We start from the raw sequence: 24492 nt of genomic DNA, 5'->3' as shown, positions 1-24492 counted from the left end.
TGTGGGGTCTGAGGGGGGCCTCCGGTGCTCATGCAGGGAACTCTAGAGCCTACCTCCGACGGAGCGTCAGCGGCTCGCGGCCTTGACGTGCCCAAGGGCCCTCGTCAAGGGCCCGATCCCTCGCCCATACCCACCTCGTGCGATGACATCTGCTGGCATCTGGCAGCATGCTGCTGAGATCTGACCGCTGCCGAGAGGATCCTGCTGGATGCGACTCAGCGCTGAGGCGATGAACGCGGCGCTCGCCGACTTCCAGGGACTCAACTACCAGACGAAGGTCGCATCTGCGTACGACGTGTTCCTCACCATGAAGTGGCTCGCCGCCAACCGCGCCGGCCAGGATCCATGGCAGGCGGTCTTAGAGGCAGTGGATGATCTTTTCGGCGTCTTCCCTAACCACAAACTGGGGAGGCTCCGCCCATGTCGTTACGACTGGTTGGTGCTCGACTACTCCGGGCGGAAGACGGTGTGGAACAACAACACCCGTGGGAAAAAGCTTTCGACGTCGCTGCTCGTGCAGAACGACATACGGAACGGTCTGCTCCCGAACGCTTCCACGATCTTGGGCGAGGCCCTACCGCCTCAGCGCCCTTCCTGGCAGTCCTTGGCTGTGCTCGTGCTGCGCAACAACGACTTCGCGCCGGGGGACGACTGGGCGACGGCAGAGAGTGAGTTGCTGGCCACTCTTGGTATGACTGCGGCTGAACTGGCGGACATCACCTCGTCCGCGCCTCTTGGGGTTCAGCTCCTCAGCGACACTGAGTGGGACGAAACCACAATTCCCGAGGCATTCCGCCCCTCGGAGTCGCTGGTCGTGCAAGCACCTGCCGCGCAGCAGACAGCGATTCACGAGGAGCAGGCGGCGCACCCGGCCGCCCCGGTCTCGATCAGCGTCGATATGCGAGTCGAGCGCATGCTCCGCCTCGCACTCCAGACGACGTCCTCGATCCTCCTGGTCGGCCCACCCGGCACCGGCAAGGGAACCCTCCTTAAGTGGGTACTGGGTGAGATCGCCGTCACCCCTGAGCGCTACGGCTTCGAGGCCGGCTTCGATCCGAACCCGCTCTGGCGCACCCCAGATGAGAGCTGGACGGCGTTCGACCTCATCGGCGGCCTGAGCCCCGATCCCGGCGGGGTCCTCACTTGGTCGTCGGGCGCGCTCCTGAACGCCATCGAGGACAAGCGGTGGCTCATCCTCGACGAGACCAACCGTGCCGACATGGACAAGATCATGGGGCCACTGCTGACGTGGCTTTCCGACCAGGAAGTCGAAGTCGGCCGCTCCCACGAGGGCAAGCCGCAGCACGTTGGGTGGGGTGACGAACGCCAGTCGACGGTAGACGACAACAACCGCGTTCGCCGCTATCTCGCGGGCACGGACTTTCGCCTACTCGGAACCTACAACCCCCAGGACGCGCAGCGGGTCTTCCGATTCGGTCAGGCACTCTCCCGCCGCTTCGTCGTCATTCCGGTTCCAGCGATTCAACCGGGACAGTTCACACAGCTGCTCGAGGAGTCGTTTCCCAGTCTCGGCGATGATGCGGTCAACGCGATCTCGGGCCTGTACTCAGCACACCTGGCTGACGACAGCACTGCGCTTGGACCGGCAGTCTTTCTCAGAATGGCCAAGTACCTGCTCACCGGGCTGTCGACGGTAACGCCTGCGGTTACGGCGCCTACGGCACCAGCCGACCTTGAGGGGGAAGCCCCGAATGTTGAGGAAACGCTCCTCGCGGAGCTCCTCGCTGAGGCCTACGTCATGGGCCTCGGCCGATATTTGGCCGGCTTCGACGACCGCATCTTCGATGCGCTCGGCGAGCGGATCGTCAGCGATGAAGCCGCGTTGCCACACGGACAGTGGACATGGGTGAGCTCGCAGCGGAACGTCCTGAGCTGACTGCTCTGACCCTTCCTCGGCGCGGCCTGGAGGAGCTGCTCCGCGGATGGAATAGCGACGGCCAACTCTTCGATGCACTGAGCGCTGTCACGGCCGTCGAAATGGATGTCCGGTGGTCCGCGGACGCCATCGAGCGGCGAGCGGCCCGCGTCCTGCTAGAGAAGATGGAGAGTGTCCTTCTTCTCCTCCCAGACGACCCTGGGACGTGGCGCGAGAACTTGCCGGTCACGACGACGTCGGCTCGGGAGGTGTCGGACCGTCCGCTCCGGCCGACGGACTGGGCGACGACGGCGAGGCGCTATGGCTGGCCACCGAAGGCATTTGTCGGACATCCCCGATCGCGTGTGAAGGACGAGAGCGCGCTGCAAACGTTGACGTGGACGGCGCGGAACCTCGAGCGAATGGTGAGGGACGTGCGTGGCGTTGCCCCACTCCTCGTCGGTCGTATCGAGCGTCCAATACTCACCATGATCGACGTGGTGAGGTCTGATCTGCCGGATGTCGAGGCGCTTCGCCCGGATCGGCTTGATCTCCGCTCGCTTGCAAGCTCTGGTCGCCCTTGGTCCACGCTGGCCATGGTGGCAGCGTCACTCCTGCAAGCCCAGACCGATCTGGAGTTCCTCGCGTTCGAGCTCATCGAGCCGAATCCCGAGCTGGCTTGGCGTCTGTTCCACCTCTCGGTCCTGGGAGAGGTGCTCGCGGCCGTTCGGTCGCTCGGAGGGCGCGTCCGATGGAACACACCACTGACTGCCGGCGAGTCGTCAGGGCCCCAGTTCCAGCTCAGGATCGGGCAGAACATTTGGGATCTGTGGTTCGAGGCGTCGGCGGCGGCTCGCTACTACCAGGTGGCGTCGCCGTACAAGGCAGCAACGACGGGCGTGAGTAGCATCCAGAGGGCTATAGGGGCAGACATCTTGTTGTGCCTGCCTGGCAGGCATGCCCTGATGCTGGAGTGCAAATGGAGCGCCCTCGGAAGCTACGTGGGTCGGAACGGTTACCACCAGGCGTCGTCGTACCTGATCGAGGCGCGATGTGGGCTCGCTGACAACGCGCGGTCCTACGTCATTGGGCCCGAAGAGGTCGTGAGGAGTCAGAGCGAGACCGAGCTAAATTGGCCGGGCGGAGTTGCTGCCGTCGGCGTCGGCAGCATCGAGCATGTCGCGGGTCTTGTTCGATCATTGGTGGGCGAGTCTCGATAACATACCTCGGGCCGAGGGTTGCCATCCCGTGTGCCGTCGACCCGCCCTCCTGGGGAGCGGGCCGCCGCCCGGCCCGCCATGTCAAGCGGACCTTGACACAGGTTCGGACGCTGGCGGGCCGGGCGGTGGTCTGCTCGGCTTGCCCGGGTCGATGGCAGGCGGGATGGCCTACCGCAACCACCTACGGACCGTGACGCGCCGACGGAGCCCCGGCCATCCTGGAGCCGGAGCGCCCCCGCCGGAGGCGCAGTAACCGCCACCCCGCCACGGCCCGCCGGCCGCCGACGGACCCGGCGTGCGCTCCCCTACGCCGCGCGGGTGTCAGCCGCGCGGCCCGGCTGGCTGCCGGCCCACCAACCCACTCGGAAACGGCCTGTCGTCATACGGCGGCCCACCGGGCTACCCGCCCTCCGCGCCAGCCGCCGGGCGTGTTGCGTGACCGGAGTCGGAGCGCCAGCGGAGCGACGGGCACGCGCCCTGGCGGCGGCGCGTGCGGCCCGTTCAGGGCCGCCTTGAAGATGTACAGAAACTTTGAACGGGGATTATGGGACGTGTCCCCGCCGGCCGGGCCTGACCCGACTTTGAACTGGCTCCGTGCCCTCATGTGGACCCGTCGACCCGGTTGGCGGGGGCACCTCTCTCGGCACCTGCACGGGCCGGCGTGGTGACCTGATTAGGAGCTCGGGTTCGTCCCTCATCCCCGTTCTGTCCAGCGTTCTCCTCGTGCTCGGTGGTCGAGCCTTGCCGTCAATGCAGCAGGTGGGAGGCAGCGTGAGCGAGGACCAGGACGTGACTGTCGGGGTCGACACGCACAAGGACGTGCACGTCGCGGCGGTGTTGGACCAGACCGGTCGGGTGTTGGGCACCCGAAGCTTTCCGACGACGATGCGCGGCTACGCGCAGCTCGCCACATGGCTGAGTCCTTCGGCACGGTTGCCAAGGTCGGTCTGGAAGGCAGCGGCAGTGAAGTGACCCCTATCGGCCGGACACCTCGATGTCTGTCAGGGACTCTTGGTGGAGCTTCTCGTAGGTGTCGGGGCTGACGTTACCCAGACGGCTGTGCCGACGGCGAGGGTTGTAGAAGCCCTCGATGTAGGAGAACACCTCCATCTCCAGTTCATGTCGCGATGGCCAGGCCCGGGTGTAGACCAACTCGGTCTTGAGGATGGCGAAGAACGACTCGGCCATAGCGTTGTCGTAGCAGTCGGCGACCGAACCCATTGAGGCCAGGACGCCGCAGGAGCGCAGGGTGCGGCCGAACTCGAACGAGGTGTACTGGGTTCCGCGGTCGGAGTGGTGAACAAGCTGCTCGCGGGCGGGGCGGCGGTGCTGGATGGCCATGCCGACGGCGTCGAGGATCAGCTCGGTGCGCAGGTGATCGGCCATTGCCCACCCGACGACGCGGCGGGAGTAGGCGTCGACCACGACCGCGAGGTAGAGGAAGCCTTCCCAGGTGCGCAGGTAAGAGATGTCGGCGACCCAGAGCCGGTTCGGTGCGGTCGTGCTGAACTGCCGCTGGACCAGGTCCGGGGCGGTCGCGGTCGAGGCGGCTTTGCGGCGGGGCTTGCCGCGTCGGCGCCGGTGGGCGCCCTCGATGCCGGCCAGGCGCATCAGCCTCGCTACCGCTTTGCGGTTCCAGCGGTGGCCGCGCTCGTGCAGCTCTGCGGTCAGCCGGCGGGCGCCGTAGACGCCGCGGTGCTCCGACCAGGCCTGCCGGGTCAGCTCGACCCGGGCGTGGTCGTGGCGTTCTCTGTCGGTGGCGCGTTGCCGGCCGGCGCGTAACCACTGGTAGAAGGCGCTGTGGCCGACGCCGAGGAGCCGGCAGAGCAGACGGACCGGGTAGGTGGTCTTCTCCGCGTCGATGAACCGGTACACGTCGGCACGGTTCACCGCTCCGTCTCGCGTGCGAAGAAGACCGCCTTAGGTTCAGGGAGTCACTTCACCTACCAACGCGACGCCTACCAACTCCTGCGCGCCGGCCTCGTCGGCGGCAAGGGCGTCCCCGACACCGTCGCGACGCACCCGGCCGTGTTCGCCACCTTCACCGCCCCGTCCTTCGGCACCGTGCACGTCCGCGCCGTCAAGCGGCACACCTGCGGCAACCGGAAACGCTGCGACTGCCGACCCGACCCCTGCCACGCCCGCCGCAACGCCGGCCACTGCCCCCACGGCCGCCCTGCCGTGTGCTGGGCACGCCACGAACCCGACGACGCAATCCTCGGCCAACCGCTCTGCCTGGACTGCTACGACCACGACCACCAGGTCGTCTGGAACCTCTACTCCGGCGAACTCTGGCACCGCACCAAACAAGCCGCGGAACGATGGCTCGCCAAACTCGCCCGACGCCGCGGCATCCCCCGCGTCGAGGTCGTCACCGCCTCCGGCAACACCCGCACCGTCCCACCCGTCCGGCTCTCGCACGGCAAAGCCGCCGAATTCCAAGCACGTGCAGCGGTCCACTTCCACGCCCTGGTCCGCCTCGACGGCATCCATCCCACCGACCCCACCGCCGTCATCCCGCCGCCGGCCGGGTTCACCGTCGCCGACCCCGACGACGCGATCCGGCACGCCGCCGCACAGGTCACCTTCGCCACCCCCGGCCACCCCGACCGTCCCGACGGCTGGCCCATCGCCTGGGGCGAACAGCTCGACATCCGCCCCATCAGCTTGGACGGTCGCGGTGAGGTCACCGACAGCATGGTCGCCGGCTACCTTGCCAAGTACGCCACCAAAAGCACCGAGGTAACCGGGCACCGCTCCGTCAGGCTCACCGCCGACACCATCGGCGACTACGCCGACCCCGACGGCGACCACACCGCCCGCCTCATCGACGCCTGCTGGCGCATCGGCCGACCCACCCACACCCCCACGCCGCTGCTCGACCGGCCCCGCGACCACCGACCCCGGCCCGGCTTCGTCCAGCCCTGGCAATGCCCAGACTGCGGCACCCACACCCGCTACGCCGCCTGCCCCGCCTGCGTCGCCCACCGTCAAGCCAGCCTTGACACCCAATCGACGAAACCCGCCACGGCCAACCCGTACGCCCGACTACGCCGCTGGGCCCACATGCTCGGCTTCGGCGGCCACTTCCTCACCAAAGCCCGCCGCTACTCCGTCACCTTCCAACTCCTGCGCGACACCCGCGCGGCCTACCGCCGCCACGAGGACCAGAACCACGAGCACCCCGGCGGGCAACTCGTCGACGACCACGAAGACACCACCCTCATCGTCGGCACCCTCACCTTCGCCGGCGTCGGCTGGCACACCACCGGAGACGCCCTCCTCGCCAACACCGCCGCCGCCATGGCCAGAGAACGACAAGCCACCGGCCGCGAAGAACTCGCCCACGAACTTGGCACCACCCCGGCCGGCGCCACGCCGGCTGTTGCCTGCCCCCGACAGACCCGAGGAGGTCATCCGTCATGAGCACCACCGCCCGCCCGAGTCCCGTCGTCCGGCTCGTCCCTCGCACCGGGGCGACCGTCGTCGGGCCGGTCACCTACACCGTCCGGGAGGTCGCCAAGCTGCTGGGCATCTCGCTGGGCAGCACGTACGCCCTCGTTCGGGACGGCACGATTCCGGCGACCCGTCTGGGTGGCCGCTGGCTCATCCCCCGCACCCGGTTCCACGCCTGGCTTGACGGCGTCACGGAAGACCAGGCCGCCACCGGTACCGAGCACGGACGGAGGCGCTGATGGGCTTCGTCCGCAAGACTCCGGCCGGTACCTTCCGTGCTTGCTGGCGTGACCCGGCTGGGTCGCAGAAGTCGAAGAGCTTCCGCACCAAGCGGGAGGCCAACGCCTTTCTCGTCGAGGTGGAAGGCGGCCTCAACCGAGGGACCTACGTCAACCCGCATGCCGGCCGGACCCGATTCGGCCACTTCGCTGAGCAGTGGCTAGCCACCAGGACCGTGGAGGCTCGTACCGCTGAGCGGACTCTGTCCATGCTTCGGACCCATGTGCTGCCGAAGTGGGGTGACTGGCGCTCGGCAAGGTCGACTTCATGTCGGTTCAGGAGTGGGTGACCGGCCTGAGCCGTGAGCTTGCCCCGACCACGGTCGCCAAGTGCTACCAACTGCTGTCGGTGATCCTCCGTACGGCCGTTCAGGCGCGGCTGATCGCCACCAACCCCGCCGAAGGAGTGAAACTGCCGCGTGACCGGTCCCGCGACGTCAGGCCCGTCACGATCAGCCGGGAGGACTTCTTCGGCAAGCTGCTCCCCGCTGTGCCGTCCCGTCACCGCGCGATCGTCTCGGCTGCGGCCGGCGCGGGCCTGCGCTGGGGCGAGTGTGCCGGGCTGACCTGGTCGTCGGTCGACCTCGGTCGTGCCCTGCTGCGTGTGGTCCAGGTCGCCGAGGAGACCCATGGTGGCATCGTGCTCCGTCCGTATCCGAAAAGTCGCGCTGGCGTGCGGACCGTGCCGCTACCGGGCTTCCTGCTGTCCGCGCTGCGCCAGCTGCACGCCGAAGCCGGCGATCCGGACCCGCGAACGCTCGTCTTCCGCGACCGGGTTGGGCGCCCACTGCGCCGGTCCAACTTCCGCCGTCGTGTCTGGCTGCCTTCGCTGGTGCGCGCCGGGCTGCTCGGCCAGGTCCTCAACACCGGCCCGCATCGGTACCGCGCGGTCTGGCCGGACCGGGAGGGTGTCGAGTGGTCCGCCGAGTTCACCACCGAGCGGGAAGCGGTCGCCTGTGTGGCAACAAGGGCCGTCGGCGGCATGCGGTTTCACGATCTGAGACACGCCTACGCCACCTGGTTGGTCACCGACGGCGTCCCGATCAACCTGGTGCAGCGGGTCATGGGCCACGAGCAGGCGTCAACGACGCTCAATCGTTATACGCACACCCCGGACGACTACGCCGCCCGGGTCCTGGCGGCTTTCGACAGCTCTGCTGCCTCCCTGCTGCCTCCGGCCGAGAATCCGCCTCCGGAGAGCGGCCTCCACGGGGATGGGGATGACCTGTGACCTGGATCGGAGCGCTCCCGGAGGAAAGGGACGACCCCCGTCGGGGGGAGACGGGGGTCGTCGAAGGTTCGGCTCCGGGGGGGTCGAGCCGAACCCACTCAGCGGTCACGGGGGGTGCAACCGCCGAGGGTCTGCCTGTTGTACGAGATGTGAACACTCATCGCATCCACAAGTCTGCCTGAGCGGACCTGTATACGTCGAGTGGTGCGGCCTCCACTCCCTGCGAATTAATGTTCGCAGAGTGTGACCATCGTCACGGTGCGCGAAGGTGGCGGGGGCCGGCCCGCAGGTCCGAGGGGTCACCGGGCCCCGGGCACCCGCCGACCATAGACCATCCGGATAGACTTTCGCGCCGTGGGCCGAAGTGCCGCTTTCTTCGATCTGGACAAGACCGTCATCGCCAAGTCGAGCGCCCTGGCGTTCGGTCGGCCGTTCTACCGGGACGGCCTGATCACCCGGCGTGACGTGGTCAAGTCGGCGTACGCGCAGCTGATGTTCCGGCTGGGCGGCACCGACGAGCAGACCATGGCCAGGACCAGGGACTATCTCGCCGCGCTCTGCAAGGGCTGGCAGGTGGAACAGGTCCGTCAGATCGTCGCGGAGACGCTGCACGAGCTGATCAACCCTTACGTGTACGCCGAGGCCGCCGCCCTGATCGAGGAGCACCAGGCCGCCGGCCGGGACGTCGTCCTGGTCTCCGCCTCCGGCGAGGAGATGGTCCGGCCGATCGGCGTGCTGCTCGGGGTCACCGACGTGATCGCCACCCGGATGGGCGTGGTGGACGGCCGCTACAGCGGCGAGGTCGAGTTCTACGCGGCCGGCCCGAGCAAGGTCGACGCAGTCGGCGAGCTGGCCGCCGAGCGCGGCTACGACCTGGCCGACTCGTACGCCTACTCCGACTCGTACAGCGATCGTCCGCTGCTGGAGTGCGTCGGCCATCCCTCGGTGGTCAACCCGGACCGGCAGCTGCGCCGCCTCGCGGTCGAGAACTCCTGGCCGGTGCTGGAGTTCCGGCACCCGATCCCACTCGGGCGGCGGCTGCGCGAGCGCCCGGCCGTCCCGGTCGCCGCCGCGGCGCTTGGCGTGGGCGTGGGCGTCGCCATCGGCATCGCCTGGTACGGCCGCCACCGCCGCACCCGCTCCGCCCCCGCACCCGCCTGAGCGGACCTCCGCCGAAGCGCCCGCCTGGACGGACCTCCGCCGAAGCGCCCGCCTGAGCGGATCTCGCCCGCCTGAGCGACGTCCGCCCCGGCATCCGCCTGAGCGGAACCCGCCGAAGCGAACCAGACCCGGCGGGTCAGGCCGCCGCGAGGACCTCGTCGCCGATGGCGGTGAGCTGGTCGGCGCCGACCTCCACCGCCGCCATGTAGTGGCGCAGCCAGGAGCGCAGGCCGTCCGGGGTGCCGGTGGCGAAGGCGCCGGCCGCGCCGACGTACTCCGGCTCGCGCTCGTGGTGACCCACGTCAACGGCGAGCAGGCCGCGCGGGTCGAGCCCGCTGGACAGCAGCACCAGCCGGGCGGCGCCCCGGGCCACCACCCCGGACGGCCCGGCGAAGGGGCGCAGGTTCAGCAGTTCGCCGTGGACGACCGCGGCCAGCACCAGCGGCGAGACCTTCGTGCCGCCGGCGACGAGCCCGGCCAGCGCGTCCAGCCGGGCGGCGACGACCGGGTCGGCCACCGGCCGGCCCAGCTCGGCCTCGCCGACGACGTCGCGGGCGGCGAGCACGTGCAGCTTCGCCAGCGCCTGCCGGGGCGCCTTCGGCCAGAGCTCGGACAGCCCGGGGAGCGCCCCGGCGACCCGCAGCGCGCCCTGGACCACCGGCTCGGTCACCGTTCCGGCGCGGACCGCCTCGCGCTCGCGGGCGTACCCCTCCAGGGCGGCACTGGCCACCGCGCACCGGAGGCTGACCTCGGCCGCGACCTGGCCGCCGTGCCGGCGCAACGCGCGGTGCCCCAGGGCCTGGTCGAAGCGCTCGCGGGCCCGCTCCACGGCGGGGGCGATGTCGGCGAGCGCGAGCAGTGGGGCGAGCGGGTCAGCGGTCACCCCGTCACGCTATCGACTGCCCGGCCCGCCCCGCCGACGAGCCGCCCGGAAGCGACCGCCGCCACCCGCGAGCCTGTGCGCCGTGAAGTCGGTCGCCGTCGGCTTCGCGCTGGAGCGACTTGAGGCCGCCCGACTCCGACAGTCGGCGGGCGCGCCTGCCCGGACGAATGGCGTCGACGCGGCGGCCCGCGTCGCCGTCCGGCGCGCCGTGAGGGCCGCTCGGCGCGCGTGGGCCGGACCGGCGCTCGCCCGTGCTGGCCGCCCCGACTAACCTCGTGCCCTAGAGAGACGCAGGTCACCCGAGCGACGAGGGAGCACGGCATGAGCGAGGCATTGGCCAATCTGCTGAACGAGACGCGCCAGTTCCCGCCGCCGGCCGAACTCGCCGCGCACGCCAACGTCACCGCCGACGCGTACGCCGACGCCGACGCCGACCGGTTGGCGTTCTGGGAGCGGCAGGCCGGGCGGCTGACCTGGGCGAGGCAGTGGGACCAGGTGCTCGACTGGTCGAAGCCGCCGTTCGCGAAGTGGTTCGTCGGCGGGCAGCTCAACGTGGCGTACAACTGCCTGGACCGGCACGTCGAGGCCGGCCTGGGCGAAAAGGTCGCCATCCACTGGGAGGGCGAGCCGGGCGACACCCGCACCATCACGTACGCCGACCTGCACCGGCTGACCTGCCAGGCGGCGAACGCGCTGACCGACCTGGGCGTGACCGCCGGCGACCGGGTGGCGATCTACCTGCCGATGATCCCCGAGGCGGCGGTGGCGATGCTGGCCTGCGCCCGCATCGGGGCGACGCACAGCGTGGTCTTCGGCGGCTTCTCCGCCGACGCGCTGACCAACCGGATCCAGGACGCCAGCGCCAAGGTGGTGATCACCGCCGACGGCGGCTACCGCCGGGGCAAGCCGTCGGCGCTGAAGCCGACGGTGGACGAGGCGGTGGCCAACTGCCCGTCGATCGAGCACGTGCTGGTGGTACGCCGCACCGGCGAGGAGGTCGCCTGGTCGGCGAAGGACCGCTGGTGGCACGAGACGGTCGAGACGGCCCCGGTCGAGCACGCCGCGCAGCCGTTCGACGCCGAGCACCCGCTGTTCATCCTCTACACCAGCGGCACCACGGCCCGCCCGAAGGGCATCCTGCACACCACCGGCGGCTACCTGACCCAGACGTCGTACACGACGCACGCGGTCTTCGACCTGAAGCCGGAGACCGACGTCTACTGGTGCACCGCCGACATCGGCTGGGTCACCGGGCACTCCTACATCGTCTACGGCCCGCTCTCCAACGGCGCCACCCAGGTGATGTACGAGGGCACCCCGGACACCCCGCACAAGGGCCGGTTCTGGGAGATCGTCGACAAGTACAAGGTCAGCATCCTCTACACCGCCCCGACGCTCATCCGCACGATGATGAAGTGGGGCGACGACATCCCCGCCGGCTACGACCTCTCCTCGCTGCGGCTGCTGGGCAGCGTGGGCGAGCCGATCAACCCCGAGGCGTGGATGTGGTACCGGCAGCACGTCGGCGGGGGTGAGCTGCCCATCGTGGACACCTGGTGGCAGACCGAGACCGGGGCGATCATGATCTCGCCGCTGCCGGGCGTGACGGCGGCCAAGCCCGGCTCCGCGATGACGCCGCTGCCCGGGATCGTCGCCGACGTGGTCGACGACCAGGGTCAGTCGGTGCCCAACGGCGGCGGTGGCTACCTGGTGCTGCGCGAGCCGTGGCCGTCGATGCTGCGCACCATCTGGGGCGACGACAACCGGTTCATCGAGACGTACTGGTCGCGGTTCGAGGGCATGTACTTCGCCGGTGACGGGGCGAAGAAGGACGACGACGGGCACGTCTGGCTGCTCGGCCGTGTCGACGACGTGATGCTGGTGTCCGGGCACAACATCTCCACCACGGAGGTGGAATCCGCGCTGGTCTCCCACCCGTCGGTGGCCGAGGCGGCGGTGGTCGGCGCGACCGACCCGACCACCGGGCAGGCCATCGTCGCGTTCGCCATCCCGCGCGGCACCACGGACACGGCGGGCGACGCCGGCGAGCAGCTCATCGCCGAGCTGCGCAACCACGTGGCGAAGACGCTCGGCCCGATCGCCAAGCCGCGGCAGATCATGCTGGTGCCGGAGCTGCCGAAGACCCGCTCGGGCAAGATCATGCGCCGGCTGCTGCGCGACGTGGCGGAGAACCGCTCACTCGGCGACGTCACCACGCTCCAGGACTCGTCCGTGATGGACCTGATCTCGTCCGGCATGGGCGGCGGCAAGTCCGACGAGGACTGACGCAGACGTACGACCCGATGGGTGGCGGTCCCGCGCGGACCGTCACCCATCGTCGTTTCTTACGGGTACGGCGCCGGCCGAATGCGCGCTGTCACATCGGTCGGTCGGGTGAGCCGGGAGAAGCTGAACGGACACAGGCAGTCGTCGACCCCTGTCATTCGTCTGTTTTCTGATTTAGGTTCACGCAGGTCGGGTCGGTTCGATGGACGTCACATCGATGGAGGGCCGGCCGACTTCCTCCTCCCCCATGCCCGAGAAACGGAGCGGCATGAACAGAAACCCGCAATCCGGGTCGCGTCGACGCCTGCTCGTCGCGCTGCCCGCCATCGCCCTCGCCGCCACGTCACTGACCGTGACGGGTGGCGCGGCGGCGGCGGAGCCCGGCCCCGCCCGAGCCACGATCGGCGCGGACGAGTACTACATCAACTACGCCGAGCCCGCCGTCCAGCCGGACAGCAGCGGTCGCGAGGTCAAGGGCAAGGGTGGTGTCTTCGCCCCGGCGGTCGAAGAGGCGCGCGCCTACGACCGCAAGTTCGCCCGCGGCAACCCCGTCACGGCCGAGCAGCTCGCGCGGACCGAGGCCAAGGCGATCAAGACGGGCAAGAGCCCGCGGCAGATCAAGCAGGCCCCGAGCACCCAGACCGCCAAGCTGCTGACCCTGCTGGTGGAGTTCAACGACCAGGCCAACGACGACTTCACCGACGTCATGGTGCCCAAGACGGTCTTCGAGGATCGGAGCTGCGTCCTCGGTTCCGTGCAGAACGGGCCCCTGCACAACAAGATCCCCAACCCGGCGAACCTGCCGCACGAGGACAACAACTCGATGTGGGTGCCGGACTTCTCGCCCACCCACTACGACAAGATGCTCTACACCAAGGAGGGCATCACCGAGCGGGTCCGTCCGGACCTGACCGGGCCGGACGGCAAGCCGGGCGTCAGCCTGGCCGGCCGGACCATGCACAACATGTACCTGGAGATGTCCAAGGGCGCGTACACGGTCGACGGGCAGGCCAGCCCGTGGATCAAGGTGCCGCACTCCGAGGGCTGGTACGCCGCCTCGCGCTGCTTCCAGGACGAGAACGGCAACTGGGTCCCCGGCCGCCAGCAGTCGATGAACGGCCACCCGGACAACCCGCAGGGCGCGGGCCGGCTGGCCACCGACGCGATCGACACCCTCGCGAAGACGGACCCGGACTTCCCGTGGGCCGACTACGACATCGAGGACCAGGGCGACCGCGACGGTGACGGCAACCTCTTCGAGCCGGACGGCGTGATCGACCACCTGGTGCTGGTGCACGCCGGGCAGGGCAAGTCCCGCGGCGGCGGCGCCGAGGGCACGTACGCCATCTGGGCGCACTCGTCGTCGATCGCCGGCGGCTACACCATCCCCGGCACCGACCTGCAGGTCTCGAACTACATCGTGCAGCCGGAGGATGCCGGCGTCGGCGTCTTCGCCCACGAGTTCGGCCACGACCTGGGCCTGCCGGACCTCTACGACACCTCCGGCAACGCCGACTCCGACGTCGACTTCTGGGACCTGATGGCCTCGGGCTCGCACTCGGGTGAGATCTTCCAGGCGCTGCCGACGCACATGGGCCTGTGGGACAAGTGGGTGCTCGGCTGGGCCGACCCGCTGACGCTCGCGCCCGGCTCCGACCCGCGTTCCGTGCAGCTCGGCCAGACCTCGCGGACGCCGCGCGGCACCAAGGACGGCATCAAGATCGACCTGCCGGACAAGGTGATCACGCTGGCCACGCCGCACAGCGGCGCGAACATGTGGTACTCCGGCGCCGACCAGGACTGGGCGGACGTCAAGATCGCCCGTCAGGTGGCCGTGCCGGCGGCGGCCGACGCAAAGTTCTGGATGTGGAACAACTTCGTCATCGAGGCCGACTGGGACTACGGCTTCGTCGAGCTCTCCACCGACGGCGGCACCACCTGGACCGAGCAGAAGGTCTACGACTCGACCGGGAAGCTCGTCACCACGAACGACGGCTACGCCGACCCGAACGGCCGGATGGTGGACTTCGGCAACAAGAAGTACGGCCTCACCGGTGACACCCACGGCTGGCGGCACGACTACGTGGACCTGTCGGCGTACGCCGGGCAGACCGTGCAGCTGCGGCTCCGCTACGCCACGGACGAGGCGTTCGCGGAGCGCGGCTGGTTCGCCGACGACTTCTCGGTGACCGGCGGCGGCACCACGACGTGGAGCGACGACGTCGAGGGCGGGGCCAACGGCTGGACGGCGACCGGCGGCACCTTCGTCGACACCACCGGCCAGGGCTGGCACATCGACAGCGGCACCTCCACCCAGGCGCACTACTACCTGGCCGAGTGGCGCAACTTCGACGGCTTCGACAAGGGCCTGAAGTACGGCTACGACACGATCTACTCGCACGAGGCGTGGAAGGTCGACCGGGTCGCCTACAACGCCCCGGGCATGCTGGTCTGGTACCGGGACACCGCGCTGGGCGACGTCAACCACACGACGGCGCAGCTGACCGCGCTGCCCAGCTACGGCGCCAAGGGCGGTCTGCTGATCGTCGACTCGCACTTCGACCCGTACCGCCGCAAGGGCGCGGCGGCCGTCAAGGACCCGTCGGTGCTGGACAACCTGCCCAGCCGCCCGCAGTCCGCGAACGCGGCCTTCTCGCTCAAGCCCACGTACCCCTTCACGGAGTGCCTGGAGGCGGCGGACGAGCCGTACAGCGAGTACTGCACCGACTTCGGCGCCCAGCCGGCGGTGCCGACCTTCACGGACGCGAAGGGCTGGTACCCGGGCATCGAGATCCGCGACGGCTCGCCGTACGCCCGGGACAGCGACGCCTCCGTGGTCATCCCGTCGAAGGGCAACGCGCCGTACACGACCCGGGTCACCAACCCGGACGGTACGCCCGCGCCCTCCTACTACGGGGTCACCCTGGGCGGCGGCGCCATCGTGCTGGGCACCGGCAACCCCGGTGACCAGGGCGTCTCCTACGGCGTCACCATCACCATCAAGCGCACCGCGAAGGACAACTCGTACGCCACGGTGCACGTCACCCCCGCGAGGAACTGACCCGAGGGTCGACTGGCGGGACACACGGCGGGGCCCGTTCGGAGCACACTTGCTCCGGGCGGGCCCCGTCCGTGTCGCGGGCGCCGTCGCCCGTCCATCGGTGCCCGTGACGAATTCCGGGCCTCCGACGCTCCCCAAAGGGGACCTCATAACCCCGACCACGCAGAGTGATCGTGGCCAAAACGTAACGTGAACTGGAGTTCGTTGGACGCGCCCTTTGGTCGGTATTTATGCCCATATGCAGGCCGCAAGGCGCGCCCCCATTCGGTATTTGACCCGTGACAAGCGCGCATCCCCTCTGTCAGGGTGAGTAACGCATCACATGACAGCCGTCGCCTCGGCCACGTCTGCCATGTAACAGATCCACAAAGGAGGAGGACCTTTGAGGAGACGAGTCACAGCCGGTCTGGCCTCGGCCGCGGCCGCGCTGCTGGCGGCGGGAGTCGTGTCGGCGCCGGCCTCCGGCGCACCGGCCGCGGACCCGACCCCCGGTTCCGACAAGGCGAAGCACGGCAGGGACAACCTCCCCGATCCGAAGTCGGATCAGCAGCGGGAGCTCCGGAAGAAGGCCATCGCCGACCTGCTCTCCGGCAAGGCCAAGCTTCAGACGCGCAACGGCTCGAAGGTCATCCAGGTCAAGGACGACCTGTTCGTCGAGTACCAGCAGGCGCCGAAGACCGATCCGATCTTCACGATGCTGGTCGAGTTCGGCGACCAGACCGACCCCCGGACCGGTGGAGCTGCCGGCCCGGCGCACAACCAGATCGCCGAGCCGGACCGCAACTGGGACGGCAACTCGACCGACGACAACAGCACCCTGTGGCGGCCGGACTTCAACCGGGCGCACTACCAGGACATGATGTTCGGTCCTGGCGAGTCGATGCGGGACTTCTACTACAAGCAGTCCGGCGGGCGCTACACCGTCAACGGCGACGTCAGCGAGTGGGTCAAGGTTCCGTTCAACGAGGCCCGCTACGGCAGCAACGCCATCCCCGAGTCTGACGGGTACTGGAACTTCGTCAAGGACAGCGCGACCGCCTGGTACCAGTCCCAGGTCGCGGCCGGCAAGACGCCGGAGCAGATCAAGCAGTACCTGGCCCAGTTCGACATCTGGGACCGGTACGACTTCGACGGCGACGGCGACTTCAACGAGCCCGACGGCTACGTCGACCACTTCCAGGCGGTGCACGCGGGCGAGGGTGAGGAGGCCGGCGGCGGCGCCCAGGGCGAGGACGCCATCTGGTCGCACCGCTGGGCGGCGTTCCCGAACCTGGCCGGCAGCGCCGGTCCGGGCGCGAACAAGGCCGGCGGTGTCCAGATCGGTGACACCGGCATCTGGATCCGTGACTACACCACGGAGCCGGAGAACGGCGGCCTGGGCGTGTTCGCCCACGAGTATGGCCACGACCTCGGCCTGCCGGACTACTACGACACCGCCGGCGGCGACAACGGCGTGGGCTTCTGGAGCCTCATGGCGTCCGGCTCGTGGCTCGGCCACGGCAAGGACGACATCGGTTCCACGCCGGGCTACATGGACCCGTACTCGAAGCTCTACCTGGGCTGGCTGAACTACTCGGTGGTCGAGGAGAACAGCGGCACCACCAGGGTGACGCTCGGCCCGGCCGGCGACAGCGACGGGCCGAAGGCCCAGGCGGTCGTCGTCAACCTGCCGGCGCAGACCCAGACCACCAGCTACAACACGCCGTTCGGCGGGTCGTACGAGTGGTGGGGCGGCAGCGCGGACGACCTGAACACCACGCTGACCCGTCAGCTGGACCTGACCGGTACGACGTCCGCGTCGATCACCGCGAAGGCCTGGTACGACATCGAAGAGGACTACGACTACCTCTACGCCGAGGTGTCGACCAACGGCGGTGCCACCTGGACCGCGCTGGGCAACTCCTCGGTCGACGCCGGTGAGACCGGGGTCGACGGCTCGACCAGCGGCGCCTGGGTGGACCTGGCCTACGACCTGTCCGCGTACGCCGGGCAGACCGTGCAGTTCCGCTACCGCTACCAGACCGACGGCGGCGTGCACCTCGCCGGCGCCTTCCTGGACAACGTGTCGCTGGTCAAGGGCGGCGCCGTCGCCTGGACCGACGACGCCGAGACGCTGGCCGCCGAGTGGACCGCCAAGGGCTTCACCCGGATGACCGGCGCGGTGACCGACTCGTACCCCCGCTTCTACATCGCGGAGAACCGGTCCTACGTCGGCTACGACGACACGCTGCGGACCGGCGGGTACAACTACGGGTTCAACAACACCCGCCCGAACTGGGTGGAGCGGTTCTCGAACCACCCGGGCATGCTGGTCTGGTACGTGAACTACGCGTACGGCGACAACAACACCTCGGAGCACCCGGGCTACGGCCTGAACCTCCCGGTGGACGTCCGACCGAACAAGATCACTGTCGACGGCCAGGGCACCATCACCAACCGGCGCAACGGCTTCGACGCCACGTTCAGCCTGTACGCCAAGCCGGCGCAGACCTTCCACCTCAACGGTGTCCCGGTCACGCTCCCGGCGCTCGCTCCGCAGCCGGTCTTCTCCGACAGCGGTGCGAACAAGTACTGGACGTCCGGCAACCCGTGGAACTCGGTGAAGGTGGCCGGTTCCGGCACCCGGATCGAGATCCTTCAGCAGGGCACCAACCCGACCGACGACATGGTCGTCAAGGTCAGCAACTGACGATCGGGGCACGCGTGGGGGCGGTGGCGGTGACGCCACCGGCCCCACTTTTTCGCGTACGCGATCATTCCTATCGAAGGTCGTCTCTTCTTTCGCAGGGTGGCCGTTCGCGCCGCTCACGGCGTTGGTGAACGGCGGGGATGTGACGGTGAAAAGCATTCCCAACAAAACTTTGCAACAAATCGACGCACGCGTCTTCCCACCGGTCACACGAGTGTCTATGTTCACCATTGGTCCCACTAGTGGGACCGGTCACACCGGCCCGTACCCCCGTTGGGCCGGTTCCCTCACACCGGAGGTACCACGTGCGCAAAGTCGCAGTGGGTCTGCTCGGGCTTTCGCTGACGGCGACGGGACTGGCGGTCGGCACGTCCGCCAGCGCCGCGCCGCAGCCGAAGTTGCCGACGGCCGCTCCGTCGGTCTCCGAGCCCGCCCATGCCGACCACGACCTGCCGAACCCGCTGGAGGACAAGCGTCGCGCCCTGCGTCAGGAGGGCCTGAGCGACGTCCTCTCCGGCCGGGCCAAGCCGCAGAAGGTCAACGGCAGCACGGTCGTCAAGGTCGGCAAGACCCAGGCCGAGGGGGCTGCCGCCCGCTCGACCCGGGCCAACGCCGCCACCCAGACGGAGGACCAGTACGTCGAGCTCTCCCGCGAGAAGACGGACCGCATCTTCGTCATCCTCGCCGAGTTCGGCAACGAGCGGCACCCGAACTACCCGGACCAGGACACCGACCCGGACACCGCGGGTCCGACCCGGTTCGACGGGCCGCTGCACAACGAGATCCCCGCGCCCAACCGGGCGGTGGACAACTCGACCGTGTGGCAGGCGGACTACAACGCCGACTACTACCGCAAGCTCTACTTCGGCACCAACCCCGGTGACGAGTCGGTGAAGCAGTACTACGAGGCCCAGTCCTCGGGTCGCTACAGCGTCGACGGCAAGGTCACCGACTGGGTGAAGGTGAAGTACAACGAGGCCCGCTACGGCCGCTCCGGCGGCTACCCGTGTGCCTCGAACGTCTGCACCAACACCTGGGCGCTGGTCCGCGACGCCGCCAACCAGTGGGTCGCCGACCAGAAGGCCGCCGGCCGCACCGACGCCCAGATCGCCGCGGACCTCAAGGCGATGGACCAGTGGGACCGGTACGACCACGACTCGGACGCCAACTTCAACGAGCCGGACGGCTACATCGACCACTTCCAGATCGTCCACTCCGGTGGCGACGAGGCCGACGGCGACCCGTACCAGGGCGAGGACGCGATCTGGAGCCACCGCTGGTACGCCTTCGCGTCCGACCAGGGCTCGACCGGCCCGTCCGGGAACCCGGCGGGTGGCACCCAGATCGGCAACACCGGCATCTGGATCGGCGACTACACCATCCAGCCGGAGAACGGCGGCCGGAGCGTCTTCTACCACGAGTACGGCCACGACCTCGGTCTGCCGGACGACTACAACGTCACCAGTGGTGGGGACAACAACAACGAGCACTGGACCCTGATGGCCCAGAGCCGGCTCGGCGCCAAGAACGACGCCGGCATCGGTGACCGCGGTGGCGACCTCGGCGCCTGGAACAAGCTCCAGCTCGGCTGGCTCGACTACGAGGTGGTCGTCGCGGGGCAGAAGCGGACCATGACCCTCGGCCCGCAGGAGTACAACAGCGACGAGGCGCAGGCCGTCGTCGTGGTGCTCCCGAAGCGTGACTACACGTTCGAGCACGGCGCGCCGTTCGAGGGCACGAAGCAGTTCTTCTCCGGCAACCAGGACGACCTCAACAGCACGATGACCCGGACCCTGGACTTCACCGGGAAGTCGTCGGCGTCGCTGTCGATGAAGGGCCGCTACAACATCGAGGCCGACTACGACTACCTGTTCTTCGAGGCGTCGCTGGACGGCGGCCAGACCTGGGTGACCCTGCCCGGCACGGCCAACGGCCAGCCGCTGAAGGAGATCTCGGCCGGCCGCTACGCGCTGGACGGCAGCAGCGGCGGCGAGTGGGTCGACGTCGCCATCCCGATGGACGTGGCGGCGGGCAAGGTCGCGCAGTTCCGGCTGCGCTACCAGACCGACGGCGGCGTCTCCGAGGGTGGCTTCTACGGTGACGCGATCACCGTGACGGCCGACGGCCAGACCGTCCTCTCCGACGGCGCCGAGGCCGGCGCCGCGGGCTGGACGCTCGCCGGTGGCTTCGAGATCGCCGAGAAGAGCTACACCAAGGCGTACGACAACTACTACATCGCGGGCACCCGGCAGTACATCTCGTACGACAAGTACCTGAAGACCGGCCCGTACTTCTTCGGCTACTCGAACACCCGCCCGGACTACGTGGACCACTACGCGTACCAGGAGGGTCTGCTGATCTCCTACTGGAACACCCGGTGGGCGGACAACGACACGTTCGTGCACCCGGGCGAGGGTCGCAACCTGATCATCGACGCGCACCCGCGGCCGATCTACAACCTGACCGGCCAGCCCTGGCGGGCCCGCGTCCAGGTCTACGACGCGCCGTTCAGCCTGAAGAAGGCCGACTCGTTCACGCTGCACCTGAACAGCCAGCCGCAGTACATCCGTGGCCAGGCCGCGCAGCCGCTGTTCGACGACACCCAGCAGTACTGGTTCCCGGAGCTGCCGAACCACGGCGTCAAGCTCCCGGCCACCGGCACCAAGATCAAGGTCCTGGAGAAGGACGGCGTCTACACCAAGATCCGCATCTCCTGAGCCGCTGATCCCGCACCACCCGCACCACGCGATGCCCGGGCAGGTCTCCTGCCCGGGCATCGCCCTTTTCCACGAACCACCGACCATCGACCACCGGCACGGCGGCCCGGCGGTCCCACCGCCACGGCGGCCCGGTGGCGTCACCGCCGCCAGCCGGGTCGGGGAGTTACGTCGAGCGATCCCGACCACCCCGCGGGCCGGCGACGGAACCGACCGGTGTCGGGGTCCTAGGCTGTTGCCATGACCGAGCAGCGCGGCGGGCCCGTCGACGAGTCCTGCGTCCTCACCGAGGGGCCGTGGACGCACCGCTTCGTGGGCGCCAACGGCAGCCGCTTCCACGTCGTGGAGGCCGGCACCGGTCCGATGGTGCTCTTCCTGCACGGCTTCCCGGAGCACTGGTGGGCCTGGCACGAGATGCTGCCGGCAGTCGCCGACGCCGGCTTCCGGGCCGTCGCGGTGGACCTGCGCGGCTACGGCGCCAGCGACAAGCCGCCCCGGGGGTACGACGGCTACACGCTGGCCGCCGACGTCGCCGGGCTGATCCGGGCCCTCGGCGAGCGCTCCGCCACCGTGGTGGGCACCGGCGTCGGCGGCATGATCGCGTGGACGGTGGCGTCGTTCCACCCCTCCCTGGTCCGGCGGCTGGTGGTGCTCGGCGCTCCCCACCCGCTCCGGCTCCGGGCCGCCATCTTCGCCGACCCGCGCGGGCAGTTCGCCGCCGCCACGCCCACCCTCAAGTTCCAGCTGCCCCGCTACGAGCACGTGCTGACCCGCGACGACGCGGCGGCCGTGGAGGAGATGCTGCGCCGCTGGGGCGGGCCGCGCTGGGTCCACGGGCCGGGCTTCGAGGCGTACGCGGGGCGGTGCCGGGAGGCCATGCGCATCCCGCAGGCGGCGTTCTGCGCGCTGGAGGGCTACCGCTGGGCGTTCCGCTCGGTGCTCCGCCTGCACGGCTACCGCTTCGTCCGGCTGATGCAGAAGCCGCTCGTCACGCCGACCCTCCAGCTGCACGGCGCGCTGGACGAGGCCTCCCTGCCGCGTACCGCCCAGGGCTCCGGCCGGTACGTGGTCGCGCCCTACGAGTGGCGGCTCCTGGACGGCGTCGGGCACTTCCCGCACGTGGAGGCCGGCGACGTGGTGCTGGGCGAGATCCTGCGCTGGGCGAAGTCCTGACTCAGACCCGCTGCTCGCGCAGGTCGGCGACCTCCGCGGCCGGCGCCCAGCCCTGGTAGACGCCGAAGTCGAAGACCTCCAGCCCCATCGCCCGGGCCACCGGCCAGCGTCCGCCGGTGTACTCCACCCGCAGCCAGCCGTCGTGCTCGCCGAGGACGATGAACGGCTGCCCCTGCCAGGTGCAGGTGGTACGCACGTACGCCAGGTCGTCGATCTCGGTGGCCGGCAGCACCCGGACGTACCGGCCGGGGCGGATCTCCTCGAAGCCCTCGCCCGGCTCCGGCTGGTAGAGCCGGACGTCGTCGCCGTCCGGGCTGGCCTGGTATTCCCGGCCCTGCCAGCGGGCCACGTAACCGTCGCGCGTCACTGCTCACCGACCTGTCGCCACCGCAGCGCGTCCGTGTCGAGGATGGCGACCACCCGTTCGGTGCCGTCCGCGCCGATCCGCCACAGCTGCGCGCCGTGCGGCAGCCGGGCGCTGTCCACCTTGAACTCCGCCACCACGTCGCTGCTCTCGCCCGGCGCGAACCCGTTGCCCCGGAACGGCGGGCGCTCGATGACCCAGCCCTCCATGGCCCGCATGGCGGCCTCGTTCTGCCCGCCGTACGGGATCCGGTAGAGGCTCGGCCGGTGCGCGGGCCAGCGCAGCACGTAGATCTCGCCGGCGTCCCGGGCGAAGGGGGAGTCCGGGTAGCCCAGACCGAGCGCGTCGTGCAGCTGGGCCGGGGTGGTGAGATGGGCCAGCTCGGCGGCCCGGTGCACGAAGCCCGAGACCCGGTCGTAGCCCCGCTCCAGGTAGTACGCGAGCTGGCTGGGGGCGACCGCCTTCTGCATCACGATCGGGCGCGCCGGGTCGGGCGCGGGCGGGTCGTAGCGGGGGCGGCTGACCGGCTCCTCGGCGGCGGGCGGCTCGGCCTCGGCCCCGGTGTCGTCCCCGAGCCCCACCTCGGCCGCCCAGTTGGCCAGCCCGACGATCTGCTCGCCGGGCAGCTTCGCCCCGACCGGGGTGCCCGGGTTGACCGCGAACGACCAGGACTCGTCCGGCCAGCGGCGGATCAGCTGGACGAACTTGACCTCGATGGTCTCGACCGTCGCGTCGGTGTGGTCGGCGAGCCGCTCCGGCGAGGTGTGCACCACGACGAACGTCTCGCCGTCCAGTTCCTCCGTACGCCAGACGAAGCCGGGCTCGCCGGGCCGGCTGCCCGGCGCGGAGTCGGCCGCTACCGGCAGCAGCACGCGGGCCAGCAACAGGGTGGACAGGAACGTGTCGGTGCTGCCGGCGCCGGCCGCGTCGAGGAGGTTCTCCTCGACCTCGTTGGCCGGCTGGAAGCCGACCGACCCGGAACCGGCATCCGGCGGCACGTCCCCGGCGACGGGGCCGGTCGTCGGCTCGTCGGCGACCGGCGGCCCGGGGTCCTCCGCGACCGCGACCGGCGCGACGTCGGGAACGCCGGCATCGGTCGACGCCGGCGGGGCCGGCTCCGGGGCGGCACCATCGGGTGTGGGTGTGGGTGTGGGTGTGGGTGTGGGTGTGGGTGCGGCGACGGTCGCCGGCGCCTTCTGCGCCGCCCGGCTGCCGAGCCACGCCGAAGCGACTGGCGCCGCCGGCTCGCGGGGCGGCGCCGGGTCGACGGGCGCCGCCCGATCGCCCGGCCAGGCCGGGTTCATGGGCACGGTCGCATCCCCGGTCGCCGCCGGAGCGCCGGACCACCCCGGTTCGGCGGGCGCCACCGGGACGCCGGACGCGGTCGGGACGCCGGACGCGGTCGGGACGCCCGGCGCGGTCGGGACGCCGGACGCAGTCGGCGCGGGCGCGGCGTCGGTCGGGTTGGCGGACGCGGACGCGGCCACCGGCTCCCGCCGACGCCGGACCGGCTCGAACAGCGAGACGGTCTCTTCGGCGGCCGGGGCGGGCTCGGCGGCGGCCGGCCCGGTGAGGTCCCGCGACTCGATGACGGTGCCCTCGATGACGATCGGCGTGAACCCACGCCGGGAAGACGGTGGTCCGGACACCGGCTCGGCGTCCGACGCCGCCACCGGCTCGGGCTCGACCGGCTCCGGAGCGGGCCGCCGGCGTGGCAGCGCCTGGGTGACGTCCTCGGCCGGCTCCGGTCGGGGCCCCCCGTACGTTGGTGGTGGCGCGGCCGGCTCGGCAGCGGGGGCCCGGAGGTCCCGGGTGGCGTCCTGGTCGGGCCCGCGCGGCGGCAACACCTGCGTGGCCTCGCCCCCGGGCGCCGCGAAGGCCCGGGTCACCTCACCGCCGGACACGGTGAAGGCCCGGGTCGGCTCCCCCTCGGGGACCGCGAAGGCCCGGGTCGGCTCGCTCCCAGACACGGTGAAGGCCCGGGTCGGCTCCCCGTCGGTCGGGGCGCTCGGGATCGGGCGGGTCGGCTCCTCCGGCACCGGCTCCCCGAGCGGCCGGCGGCGGGGGAACGGCTGGCTGCCGGGGGCGATGCGGGGC

16 protein-coding genes are annotated in these 24492 nt (G+C 70.1%); 12 read left to right on the top strand and 4 right to left on the bottom strand.

Features of this window, described 5'->3' with window-relative positions:
* Window positions 1-208 precede the first annotated feature (208 nt).
* The 3 genes from ACSNN9_RS15970 to ACSNN9_RS15960 all read left to right on the top strand — a co-directional run bounded on the left by ACSNN9_RS15970 (window position 209) and on the right by ACSNN9_RS15960 (window position 4068).
* Complete coding sequence (locus ACSNN9_RS15970) at window positions 209-1897, top strand: AAA family ATPase (protein WP_436673981.1); 1689 nt, start codon at window positions 209-211, stop codon at window positions 1895-1897.
* On the top strand, window positions 1864-3096 hold the full coding sequence (locus ACSNN9_RS15965; RefSeq protein ID WP_436673980.1) for a hypothetical protein: 1233 nt from the start codon (window positions 1864-1866) through the stop codon (window positions 3094-3096). Before ACSNN9_RS15970 ends, ACSNN9_RS15965 begins: the two co-directional genes overlap by 34 nt.
* A 771-nt stretch (window positions 3097-3867) precedes the next feature.
* Window positions 3868-4068: an IS110 family transposase gene (locus ACSNN9_RS15960; RefSeq protein WP_436673978.1), complete on the top strand. Its 201-nt coding sequence runs from the start codon at window positions 3868-3870 to the stop codon at window positions 4066-4068.
* Between the two features lie 3 nt (window positions 4069-4071).
* On the opposite strand, the gene ACSNN9_RS15955 is transcribed toward ACSNN9_RS15960, so the two are convergent.
* Entirely contained in the window at window positions 4072-4971 is a 900-nt protein-coding gene (locus tag ACSNN9_RS15955; RefSeq protein ID WP_436673977.1) for an IS3 family transposase, read from the bottom strand.
* On the opposite strand from ACSNN9_RS15955, the gene ACSNN9_RS15950 reads away from it, so the two are divergent.
* The 4 genes from ACSNN9_RS15950 to ACSNN9_RS15935 all read left to right on the top strand — a co-directional run bounded on the left by ACSNN9_RS15950 (window position 4882) and on the right by ACSNN9_RS15935 (window position 9222).
* Window positions 4882-6522, top strand: a complete 1641-nt coding sequence (locus ACSNN9_RS15950; protein WP_436673998.1) for a replication initiator — start codon at window positions 4882-4884, stop codon at window positions 6520-6522. The genes ACSNN9_RS15955 and ACSNN9_RS15950 overlap by 90 nt on opposite strands.
* On the top strand, window positions 6519-6791 hold the full coding sequence (locus ACSNN9_RS15945; RefSeq protein WP_366641180.1) for a helix-turn-helix domain-containing protein: 273 nt from the start codon (window positions 6519-6521) through the stop codon (window positions 6789-6791). The genes ACSNN9_RS15950 and ACSNN9_RS15945 overlap by 4 nt, the downstream gene beginning before the upstream one ends.
* A gap of 307 nt (window positions 6792-7098) precedes the next feature.
* Window positions 7099-8061: a tyrosine-type recombinase/integrase gene (locus ACSNN9_RS15940; RefSeq protein WP_436673975.1), complete on the top strand. Its 963-nt coding sequence runs from the start codon at window positions 7099-7101 to the stop codon at window positions 8059-8061.
* A gap of 354 nt (window positions 8062-8415) precedes the next feature.
* Window positions 8416-9222 (top strand): HAD family hydrolase, encoded by an 807-nt coding sequence (locus tag ACSNN9_RS15935; RefSeq protein ID WP_358092019.1) that lies wholly within the window; start codon window positions 8416-8418, stop codon window positions 9220-9222.
* Window positions 9223-9358: 136 nt separating this feature from the next.
* On the opposite strand, the gene ACSNN9_RS15930 is transcribed toward ACSNN9_RS15935, so the two are convergent.
* Window positions 9359-10105: an oxidoreductase gene (locus tag ACSNN9_RS15930; protein ID WP_436673973.1), complete on the bottom strand. Its 747-nt coding sequence runs from the start codon at window positions 10103-10105 to the stop codon at window positions 9359-9361.
* Window positions 10106-10426: 321 nt separating this feature from the next.
* On the opposite strand from ACSNN9_RS15930, the gene acs reads away from it, so the two are divergent.
* The 5 genes from acs to ACSNN9_RS15905 all read left to right on the top strand — a co-directional run bounded on the left by acs (window position 10427) and on the right by ACSNN9_RS15905 (window position 22031).
* The gene (acs, locus tag ACSNN9_RS15925) at window positions 10427-12391 is read left to right on the top strand and encodes an acetate--CoA ligase (protein WP_436673971.1); all 1965 of its coding nucleotides are present in this window, start codon (window positions 10427-10429) and stop codon (window positions 12389-12391) included.
* A gap of 268 nt (window positions 12392-12659) precedes the next feature.
* Window positions 12660-15452: an immune inhibitor A domain-containing protein gene (locus tag ACSNN9_RS15920; RefSeq protein WP_436673969.1), complete on the top strand. Its 2793-nt coding sequence runs from the start codon at window positions 12660-12662 to the stop codon at window positions 15450-15452.
* Between the two features lie 382 nt (window positions 15453-15834).
* A complete protein-coding gene (locus ACSNN9_RS15915) occupies window positions 15835-18141 on the top strand; it encodes an immune inhibitor A domain-containing protein (protein WP_436673967.1) in 2307 nt (768 codons plus the stop codon).
* Between the two features lie 320 nt (window positions 18142-18461).
* Window positions 18462-20858 (top strand): immune inhibitor A domain-containing protein, encoded by a 2397-nt coding sequence (locus tag ACSNN9_RS15910; protein ID WP_436673996.1) that lies wholly within the window; start codon window positions 18462-18464, stop codon window positions 20856-20858.
* A gap of 240 nt (window positions 20859-21098) precedes the next feature.
* Window positions 21099-22031 carry an alpha/beta fold hydrolase gene (locus tag ACSNN9_RS15905; protein ID WP_436673966.1) on the top strand — a complete coding sequence of 311 codons (933 nt, stop codon included), beginning with the start codon at window positions 21099-21101 and terminating at the stop codon, window positions 22029-22031.
* 1 nt (window position 22032) lies between these two features.
* Here ACSNN9_RS15905 and ACSNN9_RS15900 read toward each other — a convergent pair whose 3' ends face one another.
* Together ACSNN9_RS15900 and ACSNN9_RS15895 are read right to left on the bottom strand one after the other, a co-directional pair.
* The gene (locus ACSNN9_RS15900; RefSeq protein WP_436673965.1) at window positions 22033-22398 is read right to left on the bottom strand and encodes a hypothetical protein; all 366 of its coding nucleotides are present in this window, start codon (window positions 22396-22398) and stop codon (window positions 22033-22035) included.
* Window positions 22395-24492, bottom strand: a 2098-nt coding sequence (locus ACSNN9_RS15895; protein WP_436673963.1) for an SseB family protein, incomplete at its 5' end; no start/stop codon positions are given. The genes ACSNN9_RS15900 and ACSNN9_RS15895, both read right to left, overlap by 4 nt.

The organism is Micromonospora sp. URMC 107, from assembly GCF_051386315.1.
Classification (GTDB): Bacteria; Actinomycetota; Actinomycetes; order Mycobacteriales; family Micromonosporaceae; genus Micromonospora.
The sequence above is the reverse complement of the archived record's forward strand: the minus strand, read 5'-3'. Positions and strand labels throughout refer to the sequence as shown.